The sequence below is a fragment of the Insolitispirillum peregrinum genome (assembly GCF_900156605.1).
Taxonomy (GTDB): domain Bacteria; phylum Pseudomonadota; class Alphaproteobacteria; order Rhodospirillales; family Rhodospirillaceae; genus Insolitispirillum; species Insolitispirillum peregrinum.
Genome location: NZ_FTOA01000006.1, coordinates 49,940 through 66,633, shown reverse-complemented (window position 1 = coordinate 66,633; position 16,694 = coordinate 49,940). Strand labels below are relative to the sequence as shown.

15 protein-coding genes are annotated in these 16,694 nt (G+C 64.2%); 11 read left to right on the top strand and 4 right to left on the bottom strand.

Annotated elements, in window-relative coordinates:
* Positions 1-324 precede the first annotated feature (324 nt).
* The 11 genes from BW995_RS15780 to BW995_RS15730 all read left to right on the top strand — a co-directional run bounded on the left by BW995_RS15780 (position 325) and on the right by BW995_RS15730 (position 12,633).
* Positions 325-1,683 carry a M20 family metallopeptidase gene (locus tag BW995_RS15780; protein ID WP_084194916.1) on the top strand — a complete coding sequence of 453 codons (1,359 nt, stop codon included), beginning with the start codon at positions 325-327 and terminating at the stop codon, positions 1,681-1,683.
* 68 nt (positions 1,684-1,751) lie between these two features.
* The gene (locus BW995_RS15775) at positions 1,752-2,525 is read left to right on the top strand and encodes a class II aldolase/adducin family protein (RefSeq protein ID WP_076401383.1); all 774 of its coding nucleotides are present in this window, start codon (positions 1,752-1,754) and stop codon (positions 2,523-2,525) included.
* A gap of 49 nt (positions 2,526-2,574) precedes the next feature.
* Positions 2,575-4,230, top strand: coding sequence for an ABC transporter substrate-binding protein (locus BW995_RS15770; RefSeq protein WP_139332961.1), 1,656 nt, complete (start codon positions 2,575-2,577; stop codon positions 4,228-4,230).
* 121 nt (positions 4,231-4,351) lie between these two features.
* A complete protein-coding gene (locus BW995_RS15765; RefSeq protein WP_076401382.1) occupies positions 4,352-5,332 on the top strand; it encodes an ABC transporter permease in 981 nt (326 codons plus the stop codon).
* A 25-nt stretch (positions 5,333-5,357) separates the two neighbouring features.
* Positions 5,358-6,203: an ABC transporter permease gene (locus BW995_RS15760; RefSeq protein WP_217696117.1), complete on the top strand. Its 846-nt coding sequence runs from the start codon at positions 5,358-5,360 to the stop codon at positions 6,201-6,203.
* Between the two features lie 3 nt (positions 6,204-6,206).
* The gene (locus tag BW995_RS15755; RefSeq protein ID WP_084194915.1) at positions 6,207-7,910 is read left to right on the top strand and encodes an ABC transporter ATP-binding protein; all 1,704 of its coding nucleotides are present in this window, start codon (positions 6,207-6,209) and stop codon (positions 7,908-7,910) included.
* Entirely contained in the window at positions 7,907-8,908 is a 1,002-nt protein-coding gene (locus BW995_RS15750) for a ketopantoate reductase family protein (RefSeq protein WP_076401381.1), read from the top strand. The genes BW995_RS15755 and BW995_RS15750 overlap by 4 nt, the downstream gene beginning before the upstream one ends.
* 50 nt (positions 8,909-8,958) lie before the next feature.
* On the top strand, positions 8,959-10,194 hold the full coding sequence (locus BW995_RS15745) for a Zn-dependent hydrolase (RefSeq protein WP_076401380.1): 1,236 nt from the start codon (positions 8,959-8,961) through the stop codon (positions 10,192-10,194).
* A 140-nt stretch (positions 10,195-10,334) separates the two neighbouring features.
* On the top strand, positions 10,335-11,399 hold the full coding sequence (locus tag BW995_RS15740; protein WP_076401379.1) for a histone deacetylase family protein: 1,065 nt from the start codon (positions 10,335-10,337) through the stop codon (positions 11,397-11,399).
* 2 nt (positions 11,400-11,401) lie between these two features.
* Positions 11,402-11,722, top strand: coding sequence for a cupin domain-containing protein (locus tag BW995_RS15735; protein ID WP_076401378.1), 321 nt, complete (start codon positions 11,402-11,404; stop codon positions 11,720-11,722).
* Positions 11,719-12,633: a DMT family transporter gene (locus tag BW995_RS15730; RefSeq protein WP_076401377.1), complete on the top strand. Its 915-nt coding sequence runs from the start codon at positions 11,719-11,721 to the stop codon at positions 12,631-12,633. Before BW995_RS15735 ends, BW995_RS15730 begins: the two co-directional genes overlap by 4 nt.
* Here the strand turns inward: BW995_RS15730 and BW995_RS15725 are convergent.
* From BW995_RS15725 to BW995_RS15710, 4 genes are all read right to left on the bottom strand, one after another.
* Entirely contained in the window at positions 12,544-13,584 is a 1,041-nt protein-coding gene (locus tag BW995_RS15725; RefSeq protein ID WP_076401376.1) for a bile acid:sodium symporter family protein, read from the bottom strand. The two genes, BW995_RS15730 and BW995_RS15725, sit on opposite strands and share 90 nt — an antisense overlap.
* A 9-nt stretch (positions 13,585-13,593) precedes the next feature.
* Positions 13,594-14,877: a TRAP transporter large permease gene (locus tag BW995_RS15720; protein ID WP_076401584.1), complete on the bottom strand. Its 1,284-nt coding sequence runs from the start codon at positions 14,875-14,877 to the stop codon at positions 13,594-13,596.
* A gap of 42 nt (positions 14,878-14,919) precedes the next feature.
* The gene (locus BW995_RS15715; RefSeq protein ID WP_217696116.1) at positions 14,920-15,522 is read right to left on the bottom strand and encodes a TRAP transporter small permease; all 603 of its coding nucleotides are present in this window, start codon (positions 15,520-15,522) and stop codon (positions 14,920-14,922) included.
* Between the two features lie 83 nt (positions 15,523-15,605).
* A complete protein-coding gene (locus BW995_RS15710; protein ID WP_076401375.1) occupies positions 15,606-16,598 on the bottom strand; it encodes a TRAP transporter substrate-binding protein in 993 nt (330 codons plus the stop codon).
* Positions 16,599-16,694: the final 96 nt, after the last annotated feature.

Genomic DNA, 16,694 nt, shown 5'->3' with positions numbered 1-16,694 from the left:
TTGAGAGCATTTTCAAGTTGACCGTCTCCGGTCAACGGCTCGGAAAATGCGGCACTAAAAAGGGAGAGCGTTTTCGCTCGGTGTGAAAACGCTCTAAAACAAAGGCGACACACAGCCCATAAATCATATTTATGGGGTCAATGAGAAATGCCAATTTGCTCTATCAGGTATTGCGGCGCTGTAATCGACCTGCCGAAAAAATCAGCTTTCTACCGCATTGCACACCAAATGTGCATTTGCACAAAAAAGACGATTTTCCGCGCCTTTACTCTGGGGTGTTGCCCGCGTTCCCCCCGCAACACCCCCGCTCAGGAGCCTGTTGTGATGACCAGTATCCCGGCCCAGAAACCCTGCCCTGACCTCAGCTATCCTGCCCTGCCCGCGCCGTCGCTGCAACAGGCATTGCTGGCAGCCGCCGACCGCCGACAGGCCGCCTGCCAGACCCTGCTGGCCGAGATGGTCCGCCGCCCGTCGCTGCTGGGCAACGAGCAATCGGCGCAGGACCTGATGGAGCAGACCTTTCGGGCGATGGGGCTGGAAATCGACCGCTTTCCGATCGACCTTGACCTGATCCGCGACCACCCGGCCTTTTCCCCCCCTGCCCTTGATGTCGATACCACCGGCCTGCAAGGGCGCGACAACGTGGTCGGTATCCACCAGCCGCGCCAGCAGACCGGCCGCTCGCTGATCCTCAATGGTCACATTGACGTGGTGCCCACCGGCCCCGCCGACCAGTGGACCTCGCCACCGTTCGAGCCGGTCATCCACGACGGGCGGCTGTACGGTCGCGGGGCCGGAGACATGAAGGCCGGGATTGCCGCCGCCCTTTCCGCCCTCGCCGCCCTGCGGGATATCGGGCTGCAACCGGCGGCCCCGGTCTATGTCCAGTCGGTGGTCGAGGAAGAATGCACCGGCAACGGAGCTTTGGCCTGCCTGCAACGCGGCTATCGCGCCGATGCGGCGGTGATCCCCGAACCGTTCAACCATACCCTGATGCTGGCCCAGTTGGGGGTGATGTGGTTCCGCCTGACCCTGACCGGCACCCCGGCGCATGTGCTCGATACCACCTCGGGCCGCAATGCCATCACTGCGGCGACGGTGCTGGTCAACCATCTGAAAACGCTGGAAGCAGAGTGGAACGCCCCCGGCTGCTGCCACCGCCACGCCGCCTTTGCCGACCATCCGCACCCGGCCCAGTTCAACGTCGGGCGGATCAGCGGTGGCGAATGGCCGTCGTCGGTGCCGACCACCTGCGACATCGACATGCGGATCGGCTTTTTCCCCGGCCAGACGCTCGACAGCGTGCGGGCCGCCGTCCGCCAGACCATCGACACCGCCTGCGCCACCGACCCGGCACTGGCCGGGGTGGCGGTCGAGCTGACCTTCCACGGCTTTCAGGCCGAAGGCTATGCCATCGACCGCGAAGAACCGGTCCTGCGCCTGCTGGCCGACAGCCACACGGCTGTCTTTGGCAACGCCCCGCGCGAAGTCGCCATGACCTGCACCACCGATGGCCGCTTTTTCAGCCTGTACGGCGACACCCCCGCCACCTGCTATGGCCCCGAAGCCAGCCGCATCCACGGCATTGATGAATCGGTGTCGCTGGACAGCCTGCGCGATGTCACCCGCGTGCTGGCGCTGTTCATCGCCGGCTGGTGCGGTGTTGAACCAATAATCCCCTGATTTCCTTTTCCTGTCTCCCCCGCCCGCTGTTTTCCGGTCAGAACTCTTGAGGTTGGAGCCTTTACACCATGTCCACCGTCACCGCCGTTCCGTCCAAAGTGCGTGATCGCTGCTCGCAGGCCGAGTGGCAGACCCGCCTTGATCTTGCCGCTGCTCACCGGCTGTTTCACCTGTGGGGCATGACCGACACCATTTACACCCACCTGTCGGCCCGTGTTCCCGGCGAGTCGGAGCATTTCCTGATCAATCCCTATGGCCTGATGTTCCACGAAGTCAGCGCCTCGACGCTGGTGAAGATCGACCTCGACGGCAACATCGTTGACGAAGCGGACTATGGCTGCAACCCGGCGGGCTACACCATCCACAGCGCCATTTACAGCGCCCGCCCCGATGTCAGCGCCGCCATGCACCTGCACACCACCGCCAGCATGGCGGTCAGCACCCAGAAAGACGGCCTGCTGCCGCTGAACCAGCATGCCCTGCGCTGGTACAACCGCATCGCCTATCACGATTACGAAGGCATCGCACTGGATCTGGACGAGCGGATTCGCCTGCAGAATGACCTTGGCAGCCACAATGCGATGATCCTGCGCAACCACGGCCTGCTGACCGTCGGCATCGATGTCCCCGAAGCCGCCGTGCTGATGTACTACCTGGAACAGTCCTGCCAGACGCAGGTCGCCACTCTGGCCGGAAACCGCGAGCTGCACCTGCCGACCCCCGAAGTCTGCGAACGCACCGCCCGCCAGTACGTCGAGAAATATCCTGCCGCCGGGGTTCTGGAGTGGAAAGCTCTGGTGCGCTGGCTTGAACACGAAGACGGCCCCGGCTACGCCGCCTGAGCCAAGGCATATCCAGTCACACCCCCGATTTCGCACAGGAGAAAAGCCCATGAGGACCGTTCAGACCTCTCAGCGCCGTTACCGTGATCGCCTGCGCCACCTTCTCTCCGCCAGCCTGATGGCTGCCGCCCTCGGCCTGCCGGTGCTGTCCGGCGCGGCCGCCCTGTCTGCCGCTCCGGCGCTGGCCGCCGACCAGCCGGCGCGCGGCGGCACCATGAACATCATCGTGCAGCCGGAACCGCCGATCCTGCAACTGGGCCTGAACCAGCAAGGCCCGACCCAGACCGTCGGCGGAAAAATCTATCAGGGTCTGCTGACCTATGACAAACAGCTGAAGCCGCTGCCGTCGCTGGCCGAAAGCTGGGACATCTCGCCCGATGGGCTAACCTATACCTTTCACCTGCACAAGAACGTCAAGTGGCACGACGGCCAGCCGTTTACCTCCAGGGACGTGATTTTCACCACCACCAAGTTCCTGCCCGAAGTCCATTCGCGCGCCCGCGCCAACTTCGCCCGCTGTGAATCGATCACCGCCCCCGACGATTACACGGTGGTGTTCAAGCTGAAAGAGCCGTTCCCGTCGTTCATCAATGCCTTTGAAGTTGCCTCGGCCCCGATCATCCCGGCGCACCTGTACGATGCCAACACCGACTACAAGAACAACCCGGCCAACGCCACCCCGATCGGCACCGGCCCGTTCAAGTTCAAGGAATGGGTCAAGGGCAGCTATATCCATCTGGTGCGCAACGACGATTACTACAAGCCGGGCCTGCCGTACCTCGACGACATCTATTTCCGTGTGATCCCCGATGCCGCCTCGCGCGCGCTGGCGCTGGAAAGCGGTCAGGTGGACCAGAGTCAGTACAACGACATCGAACCGTTCGACGTCGCCCGCCTGAAAAGCCAGCCGAACCTGAACTTCACCACCGACGGCTATGAATTCGTCGCCCCGGTGTCGTGGCTGGAACTGAACAACCGCAACGCCCCGCTGAACGACAAGCGGTTCCGTCAGGCGCTGATGTACTCGCTCGACCGCCAGTTCATCCGCGACAAGATCTGGTTCGGCCTCGGTCAGGTGGCCACCAGCCCGATCAACAGCCACACCAACAACTTTGAACCGAACCTGCCGAAGTACACCAAGGACGTCGCCAAGGCCAAAGCCCTGCTTGACGAGATGGGCCTGAAGCCCGACGCCAACGGTGTCCGCGCCCGCATCCGCTTTCTCGTGATGCCCTATGGCGAGACCTGGCAGCGTCTGGCCGAATACGTGAAAGTGTCGCTGAAGCAGGTCGGCGTCGAAGTGACGCTGGAAAACACCGACGTTGCGGGCTGGGTGCAAAAGGTCTCCAACTGGGACTACGACATGACCGCCAACTTCACCTACCAGTATGGTGATGCGGCGCTGGGTGTCTCGCGCACCTATGTCAGCAGCAACATCCGTCAGGGCGTGATGTTCTCCAACACCATGGGCTACAGCAACCCCAAGGTTGACGAGCTGTTTGCCTCGGCCGCCAAGGAAAACGATCCGGTCAAGCGCCAGGCCCTCTACAGCGAGGTCCAGCGCATTCTGGTCGATGACGTGCCGGTGGCGTGGTTGCTGGAAATGCAGTTCCCGACCTTCGTCAGCAAGAAATTCAACAACGTCATCACCACCGGTATCGGTGTGAACGAAAGCTATGAGTCCGTCTACATGACCAAGCGGTAGAAAATCGCTCCCTGAACACGATTTTCTACCTTTGGCCTGCCCGGAGCGGCTTCACTCCCTCCCGCTCCGGGCAGACTGGTTTCCCCCCAAAAAACGCCCCAAATGGTCAGGAGGTCATCCCATGGCTGGACTTCCCCGCTTTCTCGCCGGTCGCCTGATAAAGGCCATCGTCATCCTGTTCGCCATCGTGGTGATCAATTTCCTGCTGGTTCACGCCGCCCCCGGCGACCCCGCCATGGTGATGGCCGGTGAAGCCGGTGCCGCCGATCCGAAATTCGTCGAGCAGCTGCGCCAGCAGTTCGGGCTTGACCGCCCGCTGCTCGAACAGCTCGCCACCTATGTCAGCCACGTCGCCACCGGCGACCTCGGCTTTTCCTACCGCCAGCAACAAAGCGTCTGGGACCTGCTGCTGGCCCGTCTGCCCGCCACGCTGGTGCTGACCCTGACCGCCTTTGTCTTTGCGCTGGTGGTGGGGATCGTTCTGGGCACGCTGGCCGCCGTGCGGGCGGGCAGTGTCAGTGACAGCGCCATCACCGTTCTGGCCCTGCTGGCCTATGCCACCCCGATTTACTGGGTTGGCCTGATGTTGATGCTGTTGTTTTCCGTCCAGCTCGGCTGGTTGCCTGCCTTTGGCTATGAAACGGTTGGCGGTGGCCTCAGCGGTTTTGCCCGCATGATCGACATCGGCGAACACCTGCTGCTGCCCGCCCTGACGCTCGGCATGTTCTATATGGCGGTGTACGCCCGCATGACCCGCGCCTCGATCCTCGAAGTCCGCGACATGGATTTCGTCAAGACCGCCCGCGCCAAGGGCCTCAGCCACGGTGCGGTGGTGGTCCGCCATGTGCTGCGCAACGCCATCCTGCCGGTGATCACCGTTGCCGGAGTGCAGGCGGGGCATCTGATCGGCGGCTCGATCCTGATTGAAACCGTGTTTGCCTGGCCCGGTCTGGGACGGCTGGCGTTCGAGGCGGTGCTGCAACGCGACTATCAGGTGCTGCTGGGGATTTTCTTCATCAGCTCGGTGATGGTGATCGTGTTCAACATCCTGACTGACCTGATTTACAGCCTTGTCGATCCCCGTATCGACCTTGCCCGTTGATCAGACCCTTGCCGGAGATCGTTCCATGCAGAGCATGAACTTCTGGCGGGCCTATGCCCGCAACAAAGGGGCCGTCATCGGCCTGCTGATCATGGCGGTGGTGGTGGTGCTGGGCCTGTTTGCCCCGCTGATCTATCCCGAAAGTCCGTGGGACATGGTCAACGCCCCGTTCCTTGGCCCGATGGAGGAAGGCTCCCTGCTGGGCACCGATACCCTCGGCCGCGACATTGCCTCCGGCATTGCCCACGGGGCGCGGGTGTCGCTGCTGATCGGCCTGACCTCGACCGCCGTCGCGCTGGTGATCGGCGTCACCCTAGGGGCGCTGGCCGGGTTCTTTGGCGGCTGGGTTGACGACACCCTGATGCGCTTTACCGAACTGTTCCAGACCATCCCCAACTTTGTGCTGACCGTGGTGCTGGTGGCGATCTTTACCCCCAGTCAGGGCAGCATCGTGCTGGCGATTGCCATCGTGTCGTGGCCGCCGCTGGCCCGTCTGGCCCGCGCCGAGTTCATGGCCCTGCGCTCCCGCGAATTCGTCCAGGCGGCGATCACCACCGGCCAGTCAAACGCCACCATCATCTTTCGCGAAATCCTGCCCAACAGCCTGTCGCCGCTGATTGTGTCGTCGTCGCTGATGGTTGCCACCGCCGTGCTGCTGGAAAGCTCGCTCAGCTTCCTTGGGCTCGGCGACCCGAACGCCATGAGCTGGGGCTACATGGTCGGCGCCGCCCGCACCGTCATCCGGCAGGCATGGTGGATGAGCTTCTTCCCCGGTCTGGCCATCCTGCTGACCGTGCTGGCCCTGAACCTGATCGGCGAAGGCCTGAACGATGCCCTCAACCCGCGTGTGGCGCGCAAAGGAAAGGCCTGAGTCATGAACGCTGTTGCTGTCTCGTCGTCCTCCGCTCCGTCGCCGGTAACGGCCTTCCCCAACCGCCAGCCGTTGCTGGATGTGCGCGGCCTGTCGATTGCCCTGCCGCCATCTGCCGACCGCGAACTGGCCGTTGATGCGCTGACCTTTACCCTCAATCCGAATGAAATCCTGTGCGTGGTCGGGGAATCCGGCTCGGGCAAGTCGATGACCGCCCACGCGGTGATGGGCCTGCTGCCGGTGCCCAGCGTGCGGGTGGCCGCCGGGGCGTTGCTGTTCAAGGGCAACAACGTCCTGACCATGAGCGAACCCGAACAGCGGGCGCTGCGCGGTGGCCGTATCGCGATGGTGTTTCAGGAGCCGATGACCGCCCTCAACCCGTTGATGCGGGTCGGCGATCAGGTGGAAGAAAGCCTGCGCATCCACACCGACCTTGACCGTACCGCCCGCAAGGCGCGGGTGATCGAGCTGTTCGCCCAGGTCGGCCTGCCCAACCCGGCCGAGCTGGTGCGCAGCTATCCGTTCCGCCTGTCCGGCGGTCAGCGGCAGCGGGTGATGATTGCGCTGGCGCTTGCCTGCGAGCCCGACGTTTTGATCGCCGACGAGCCGACCACCGCCCTTGACGTCACCACCCAGAAGCAGATCCTTGACCTGATCCGTTCGATTCAGGCCGAGCGCCAGATGGGGGTGATGTTCATCACCCACGACTTTGGGGTGGTGGCGGAAATCGCCCACCGGGTGGCGGTGATGCGTCACGGCAAGCTGGTGGAAATCGGCACCGCTGACGAGGTTCTGAACCGCCCCAGCCATCCTTATACCCGCCAGTTGATCGCCTCGGTGCCGCACGCGATGGGCGATCGCCCGCCGTTTACCCCGAGCGGCGAGCCGCTGTTGCTGGCCGAGGGCCTGCACAAGACCTTCCACGTTGGCGGCGGGCTGTTCAAAAAGGGCAAGGAAGTCACCGCCGGTAAAAACATCAGCCTGACCATCCATCCGGGCGAAACCGTCGGGCTGGTCGGGGAATCCGGCTCGGGCAAATCGACCCTCGGGCGCAGCGTGATGGGCCTGATGAAGCCCGACAGCGGACGCCTGCTGTACAAGGGCACCGATCTGCTGTCGCTCGACCGCCGCGCCTTCCGGCCGTTCCGGCGCGAAATCCAGATGGTGTTTCAGGACCCCTACGCCTCGCTCAATCCACGCCGGATGGTCGGTGAAATCATCGCGCAAGGGCCGATTGCCTTTGGCGAAGCCCCGGCGCAGGCGATGGCCCGTGCCAGTGACCTGCTGGCGATGGTCGGGCTGGATGCCAGTGCCGCCAAACGCTTCCCGCACGAGTTCTCTGGCGGTCAGCGCCAGCGCATTTCCATCGCCCGCGCGCTGGCGATGGGACCGTCGCTGCTGATTGCCGACGAGCCGGTATCGGCGCTCGACGTGTCGGTGCAGGCGCAGGTTCTGGCCCTGCTGGATGACATCCGCCACCGCCTGAACCTGTCGATGCTGTTCATCACCCATGATCTGCGCGTGGCCTCGCGGGTATGCGACACCATCGCCGTCATGCAACGCGGCAGCATCGTCGAAATGGGTCCGGCAGCCGAGGTGTTCGGTAATCCCCAGCACCCCTACACCCAGTCGCTGATTGACGCCATCCCCGGTCGGGGATGGGAAATTCCGGCGGACCTGTCGCACGGGGAAGGAGTTTCGGCATGAAGATCACCATTATCGGCGCCGGTGCGGTCGGCAACCTGCTGGCCGCCCGCCTCAGTGCCACCCCGGCACAGGTTTCCCTTCTGGCCCGTGGCGAAGCCCTCGAAGCCGTCCGTCGGCAGGGGATCATGATGGTGACGCCGTTGCGGCGGGTGGTCTATGCCCAGCCGCACGTCACCGACGACGCCCACGAACTGGGTCCTCAGGACGTGGTGTTCCTGTGCGTCAAGGCCCATGCCCTGCGCAGCGCGCTCGACAGCCTGTCACTGTTGACCGGACCGCACACGGTGGTGGTGCCGATGATCAACGGCATTCCGTGGTGGTACCCCTATCAGCAACCGGCCCCGCTGGCCGATCAGCCGCTGAACAGCGTTGACCCGTCCGAAGCCCTGTGGCGCACCATCAACCCGGCGCAGGTGATCGGGGCGACCACCTTTGTGGCTGTGGAAAACGACGGGCCGGGCCGCATCCGCCACATCAGCGACCAGCGGTTTGTTTTTGGCGCGATCAGCCCGGACTCGCCGCACACCGCCGCCATGGTGACCGAGATTGTCGATCTGTTCGGGCAGGCTGGCTTCCAGTCGCGCGCCACCGACGACATCCGCGAAGCGGTGTGGGTCAAGCTGTGGGGCAACCTCGGCTTCAACCCGCTGAGTGCGCTGACCGGGGCCACTCTTGGTACCCTGTGCCTTGACCCCGGCACCCGTTCGGTTGGCCGGGCGATGATGCTGGAAGCCAAGGCGGTGGCCGAGCAACTGGGGATCACCTTTGGCACCTCGGTTGATGAACGGATCGAGATGGCGGCCGGGGTCGGTGACTTCAAGACCTCGATGCTCCAGGACTTCGAGGCCGGTCGCCGGCTGGAAACCGCCGCCATCATCGGGGCCGTGATCGAACTGGCCGAGCGTCTGGGCATGGCGGTGCCGACGCTGCGAACCATCCTCGCCCTGCTGGAAATGCGTGTGCGTTCGCGCGATCACGCCTTGCAGTCGGCGGCCTGATCACGGCCCGTTTTTTTAGTTTCCCCCATAAAAAGACAACGAGGACCACCATGGATCTGCCCATTTCCGCCTCCCGCCTGTGGGACAGCCTGATGGAGATGGCGACCATCGGCCCCGGCACCCAGGGCGGCAGCCGCCGTCTGGCCCTGACCGACGAAGACCGCGCTGGCCGCGACCGCTTTGTGGCGTGGTGCCAGCAGGCCGGATGCACCATCAGCGTTGATCAGGTCGGCAACGTCTTTGCCCGCCGCGCCGGACGCGACAACAGCCTGCCGCCGGTGGTGATGGGCAGCCACCTCGACACCCAGCCGACCGGCGGCCGCTTTGATGGCGTCTATGGCGTGCTGGCCGGGCTGGAAGTCCTGCGCAGCCTGAACGACCACGGCATCACCACCCTGCACCCGCTGGAACTGGCGGTATGGACCAACGAGGAAGGCTCGCGCTTTTCGCCGCCGATGATGGGGTCGGGGGTGCTGACCGGGGTGTTCACCCTGGACGAAATCCTTGATGCCGTGGCGCAGGATGGGGCCCGGCTGGGCGACGAGCTGAAGCGGATCGGCTATGCCGGAACCGCCTCGGCCACCGACCACCCGATGGCCGCCTACCTCGAAGCCCACATCGAGCAAGGCCCGGTGCTGGAAGTCGAAGGCTATCAGATCGGGGTGGTCAGCGGTGCGCAGGGGCAACGCTGGTTTGAAGTCACCGTCACCGGTCAGGAAGCCCACGCCGGTCCGACCCCGATGCGCCTGCGCCGCGATGCGCTGGTCGCTGCCGCCCGCATGGTCGATGCCCTGCACCATCTGGGCCACCGGATCGGCGGCGATGCCTGCACCACCGTCGGCATTCTGGATGTCGAGCCGCATTCGCGCAACGTGATCCCCGGCAAGGTGTGGTTCACCGTCGATCTGCGCCACCCCGATGACGCGGTGCTGGCGACCATGGAAGCCGAATTCCGCAAGCTGGTGGCCGACTGCGCCGCAGGCTGTGGCTGTACGGCGTCGATTGCGCCGTTCTGGGACTTCCCGGCCACCCCGTTTGCGCCGGCACTGGTGGCCTGCGTCGAAGACACCGCCCGCGCCTTTGGCTTCAGCCAGCGGCGGATCGTGTCCGGGGCCGGGCATGATGCGGTCTACATCGCCCGCAAGGTGCCGACGGCGATGGTGTTCATCCCCTGCATCGGCGGCATCAGTCACAACGAAGCCGAAGACATCAACCTGGACGATGCCGCCCGGGGGGCCGCCGTGCTGTACCGCACGGTGCTGGCCACCGCTGACGGCACTCTCTAATTCTAGAGCAAATCCCGAGCAGGCGGACACATCTGCGACGACGTATTTGCTTAAATAACAAATCATTAGAGCATTTATCGTGATCCCTGGAGACCGAGAAATGCTCTAACCCCGCCCTTCCATTGCCCGGAGTCATCCCGATGCGTTTCCTCCATCACCCGGATTCTGTTGCGCACAAGCCTCCGACCTATCTGGTGCGCGGCGAGCCAAAGCCAGTCCCCGAAGTCCCCGAGCGGGCGCTGGCGCTGGTCGAGCAACTTCAACGGCGGGGCGGGACCATCGAGCAGGCCCCCCTGTGTGGCACCGGGCCTCTGGTGGCGGTTCATACGCCGGAGTACATCCACTTTCTGGAAACGGCCCATCGCCGCTGGAGCGAGCTGCCCGGAGCCAGCGCAGCGGTGATCCCCAACGCTCACCCGTTCACCAGCACCACCACCTATCCCACCGGCATCGTCGGGCAGGCGGGCTATCACATCTATGATACCGCCGCGCCGGTGGTGGCCGGGACATGGGCTGCCGCCAGTGCCTCGGCGGCGGTGGCGGTGCATGGGGCCACGCTGGTCGCCAGCGGCAAGGCGCCTGCCGCCTATGCCCTGTGCCGTCCGCCGGGGCACCATGCCACCCGGCAGGCGGCGGGCGGATTCTGCTACCTCAACAATGCCGCCATCGCCGCTCAGGCCGCTTTGCCGGTGCTGGCGGCACGTGGTCTGCCGGGGCGGGTGGCGATCCTTGATGTTGACCTGCACCACGGCAACGGCACGCAGGAAATCTTTTACGAGCGCAACGACGTGCTGATGGTCAACGTCCACGCCGACCCCAGCGCCTTTTACCCGTTCTTTTCCGGCTATGCCCACGAACGCGGAGCCGGAGCCGGGCTGGGCTATACCATCAACCGCCCGCTGCCGATCGGAGCCGACGAGGCGACATTCCTGACCGCAGTTGCCGCCAGTCTGGCCGACATTGCCCGCTATGCGCCGTCGCTGCTGGTGCTGTCGCTGGGATTTGATACCTTCATCGGCGACCCGATGGCGACCTTTGGCGTGACAACGCCGGGATTTTCCCGCCTGGGCGCGATGATTGCCGCCTCCGGTGTGCCGACTTTGGTGGTACAGGAAGGCGGCTATGCGGTTGGCGACCTGACCGCCAACCTTGGTTCCTTCCTTGATGGTTTTGAAGGGGTTATCCCCGCTGTGGAGACTGTGTAATCATGTGTGATCATTGCCCCGATACCGCCACCGCCCAGCCGGTCCAGCACATTGACAACGATCAGGTGCGCGTCACCGAATGGCGCTTTCCGGTCGGCGCGGAAACCGGTTTCCACCGCCACGAAATGGACTACACCATCGTCCCGCTCAATCCGGGCCGGATGGAACTGACCGGGCCGGATGGCACCATCACCCATACCGAGCTGACCCCCGGTGTCAGCTATTTCCGCAAGGCCGGTGTCGAGCACAACGTCAAGAATATTGGCGATGCAGCGTTTGCCTTTGTCGAAGTCGAATTGAAGCCCGCCCCCGAGGCATCATGACAACACCCCCTCCCCCAGCCACGCGGGATTGGGGAAAGCTGGGGCTGATCGGTCTGATCAGCCTCTGCTGGGGCCTCAATTGGCCCGCCATCAAGATCCTGCTCGGCTATCTGCCGCCCTTTACCCTGCGCGCGCTCGCCTTTACGGCGGGCGCAGTGCTGATTCTGGCCATCGCCCGCCTGTCCGGCAACCGCCTGCGGGTGGCACACAGCGATATCACCCCGCTGGTGCTCGGCGGGCTGTTGAACGTGCTGGTGTTCAACCTGTTCACCACCTATGGCCAGTTGACCATGGCCACCTCGCGCGCGGCGGTGATCACCTTTACCATGCCGGTGTGGACCACCCTGCTGGCCATTCCGGTACTGAAGGAAAAGCCCGGTCCCCGGCAATGGGTCGGGCTGGTCTGCGGCATGAGCGGGCTGGCGGTGCTGCTGGGGCCGCATGGTCTGGATCAGGGCATTGGTCCGTTCCTGATGCTGGGGGCGGCGGTCAGCTGGGCGCTGGGCACGGTGCTGATGAAGCGCCGCCCGTGGAGCACCCCGCCGATGGTGGTCACCGGCTGGCAGTATGTGCTGTCCGCTGTTCCGCTGGTGCTGCTGGCGGCATGGCATGACCCGATGCCGGATTTCAGCATTCTGCCCGCCAAGGCCTGGGTTGCCCTCGGCTGGCATATCAGCCTGTCGATCTGTCTGGCGCAAGTGTTGTGGTACAAGGTCATTCGCCGGGCCTCGGCGGGCGAAGCCACCATTGGCACCCTGTTGATCCCGGTGATTGGCGTGACCGGCTCGCTGCTGATTCTGGGCGAGACGCTCACCTGGTCGCTACTGATTGCCCTCGGGCTGATCGTGGCCGCTGTTGCCGCTGGCGTTCTGCCCTTCCCGCGCAAGCCACGCCTGCAAGGGACGGGTTAACAGCATCGGCAAAGTGTAGATCGGAAACTGCACCACCGCGAACCATAACCACAGCATGTCCACCGTTGCCTTGCTCTCTCCTGTGGCCGCCACAGGGGGGAGACAGGCAATCAGCAACGCCATGTTGCGGTTGGCAAAGCAATAGCCAATGCTGGCCGCCACCCGCCGCGACAGCCCGGCCCGCCCGCCGATCACCATCCCGCCCAGCAGGGCCAGCAGAGCCAGCGCATAAGACAACAGCAGCAGCCCGCCAATCAGCCATGGCCGGGACCACAGGATCGGCCCGACGCCATCCATCAGGGCGATGGCAAACACCACCATGCACAGCAGGCTGAACAGATCGACCAGCGCCAGCCCTTGCGCGCGTGCGCCGTGGGACAGGCAGGCCATCCCGCGCCGGGACAGGGCGGCGACCAGCGTTGTTCCGGCAATCAGCACCAGCAACCGCACCGCCAGCCCGTCAGCGGTCCACAGGTCGCCCAGCGGCACCGGGGTCAGGGCCAGCATCATCAGCGGTGCGCTGAAGGACACCAGCGCCGTCCCGCCCAACAGCAGCAACAGGGCCAGCGCACTGTCCAGCCGCAGCAACGCCGCCAGAGCCGGGGCGCTGGTCAGGGTCGGCGAAGCGGCCATCAGCACCAACGCCGCCGTAATCCCGCCGGGGATGGGAAACAGGTGATCCAACCCCTGCCCGATCCCCCACATCACCAGCGGCATCCCGCCCATCATCAGCGCCAGACTGAGCAGCAGGCGGCACGGGTGGCGCACATGGCGGCGCAGGTCCGACACATCCAGCCGGACCATCGCCGCCCACAGCAGGCCGATCACCCCCGGCGCCAACAGCGGCTTCAGCGCCGCTGCCAGCGGCGGGACCGCCAGCCCGACCCCCAGACTGAGGGCCAGAATCAGGCGGGACCGCCGTGCCAACAGGGAGATCAGCCGGTTTCCCATCCCTGCCCCTTACATTTTGACGTTGGCAGGCATCCAGGTGGCAATCCCCGGAAACAGCACCAACATCACCACCGCCGCCACCAGCACAAGGAAGAACGGCATGGCCGATTTGGCAATGCGCACCAGATTGTGCCGGGTCAGCCCCTGAATCACGAACAGGTTGAAGCCAACCGGCGGGGTGATCTGGGCCATTTCGACCACCAGCACCAGAAAGATCCCGAACCAGATGGTATCAATCCCGGCCTGCTGCACCATCGGCATGATCACCGAGGTGGTCAGCACCACAATCGAAATGCCATCAAGGAAGCAGCCCAGAATGACGAACAGCACGGTCAGCGCCGCCAGCAGGGCCGGGGGTGACAGGTGCAGGGTGCCGATATATTCAGCCAACGCCGACGGAATGCGGGTATAGCCCATCGCCACCGTCAGAAAGGCCGCCCCGGCCAGAATGAAGGCAATCATGCACGAGGTGCGGGTGGCCGCCAGCAGGCCATCCACAAACGAGGCCCAGCTGAGCGTCCCGGTCAGGCGCGACAGTACCAGCGACAGGAACACCCCCACCGCAGCGGCGTCGGTCGGCGAGGCAATGCCGGTATAGATCGAGGCAATCACCGCCATGATCAGCCCGACCACCGGCGCGATTTTCCCCAGCCCCCGCCAGCGGTCCCCCCAGGTGACATTCGGCTCGTCGGGGATGGCGCCGGGATGCAGCAGGCTCCAGCCAATGACATAGGCCATGAACATCCCCATCAGCATGATCCCCGGCAGGATACCGGCGACAAACAGACGGGCAATGCTTTCTTCCACCGCCACCCCGTAGACGATCAGGATGATCGACGGCGGGATCAACAGCCCCAGCGTCCCCGACCCGGCCAGACTGCCCATGGTGATGTCAACCGGATAGCCGCGCTTTTGCAGCTCGGGCAGGCTCATCTTGCCAACGGTGGCGCAGGTGGCCGCCGACGAGCCGGACACGGCGGCAAAGATGCCGCAGCCCAGCACGTTGACGTGCAACAGGCGGCCGGGAATGCGCGACATCCACGGTGCCAGCCCGTTGAACAGGTCTTGTGACAGGCGCGACCGGAACAGGATTTCCCCCATCCAGATGAACAGCGGCAAAGCCGACAACGCCCACGAATTGGCCGAGCCCCAGATGGTGGTGGCCATCACCGCGCCCACGGGCGCACTGGTGAACACCGCCATTGCCAGCACCGACACCGCAACCAGCGACAACGCCACCCACAGGCCGCCCGCCAGAAACACCAGCAAGGCCACCGAGATGGTGATCAGCATAAAGATTTGATGATCCACGATCTGCTCCCGCAGTTTGTCTGGTCAGCGTTCAAAGGACGACGAGGCCGGATCAACCTCGATCGCATCAAAGGCCGGGGTCTTGCCCGCCAGCACCACGATCAGGTCATCGAGCACCGCAATTGCCAGCCCGATCAGGCCCAGCGCCATCCCGGCCTGCGGCACCCACAACGGCACCGGCACCAGCCCGGACGACATGTCACCGAATTCCAGCGAGTCCAGCATCAACTGCACCGCATACCATCCAGCAAAGGAGGTCAGGCCCAGTGCCACCAGCAGGCAGACAATGTTCATCACCCGGGTCGGCCCGGCCGACAGACGCCCCAGCACCAGCCCGACCCGGATATGGGCCCCGTGATGAAAGGCATAGGGCAAGGCCAGAAACGACGCACCAACCAGAAAGAAGCCGGTGAATTCCGCATAGGACGGCACCATCAGGCCAATGGCGGTACCGGTGATCATCTGGGCAACGCGGTCGATGGCATTGGCTGCCACCTGCACCATCACCAGTGCCGCAATGCCGACGATGAACACCCCGGCCAGGACACCGCACAGCAGATAGAATTTTTCAAGCAGGGCGCGCAGCGGCGATCCTCCCTGCGCAACAGAAGAAGAGTTTTCGGACATCAGGCGGCTTCCCTGCCAGAGCATTGTGCGAAAAACAAAAAAAACGGCCCATCAAAAGGAAATCCTTCCGATGGGCCATCCTTTTACTTGGCGCGGTAGGCGTCGATGATCTTCTTGCCATCGTCCCCGGCACTGACCATCCATTCGGTGACCATCTGGCCACCGATCCTGGCCAGACCGGCTTCCAGCTGCGCACTGGGGGCCTGAACGTTGACGCCGTTGTCGGCCAGCGCCTTGTTCTTTTCGTCACGCTCGGTGCGGCTCATCTGCCAGCCACGGGTTTCGGCTTCGGCGGCGGCCTTCAGCACCGCCTCGCGGACCTCCGGCGACAGCTTCTGGAAGGCACGCTTGTTGACCACAATCACGTTTTTCGGCAACCAGGCCTGCACGTCGTAGAAATTCTTCACGAAATCCCACGCCTTGACGCCGACGCCGGTCGAGGCCGAGGTGATCATCGCATCCACGCGGCCGGTGGCAAACGCCTGCGGTAGATCGGGTTCTTCGATCTGGGTCGGCACCGCACTCAGCAGGCTGGCGATCTTGTTGGTGGCCGGGTTATAGGCGCGGAACTTGCTGCCCTTCAGGTCATCGACCGAGTTCAACGGCTTGACCGAATACAGGCCCTGCGGCGGCCAGGCCACCGCGTACAGCGGCACCAGACCTTCCTTTTCCAGCGCGGCGGCAATCACCGGCTTCGACGCCTGCCACAGCTTGTAGGCCGAGTCATAATCAGAGGCGAGGAACGGCACCGAATCAACGCCGTAGACCGGATTTTCATTGGCAATGTTCGACAGCAGGAATTCACCGATCTGCGCCTGACCACTGCGCACGGCGTTCTTGATTTCCGGGTGCTTGAACAGCGAGCCGCCGGAATGGACCTCGATCTGCAGCGCGCCATTGGTGGCGGCTTTGACGTCCTCGGCGAACTTCATCACGTTGACGGTGTGAAAACGGGTGTCCGGATACGGCGTCGGCATCACCCAGGTTTCCGCCTGCGCAGCAGCAGCAGCGGCAAGACTGGACGATGCAACGGCAGCGGCAAGCAGCAGTGACCGGGTGGATGACAGAATACCCATCGATGAGCCTCCATAAGCGATCATACGAAACAGCCGAGCACCGGGATGGCGACCGCCCGCCTGAAATCAGGCCAACCGCCGGACGGGTGCAAGTGC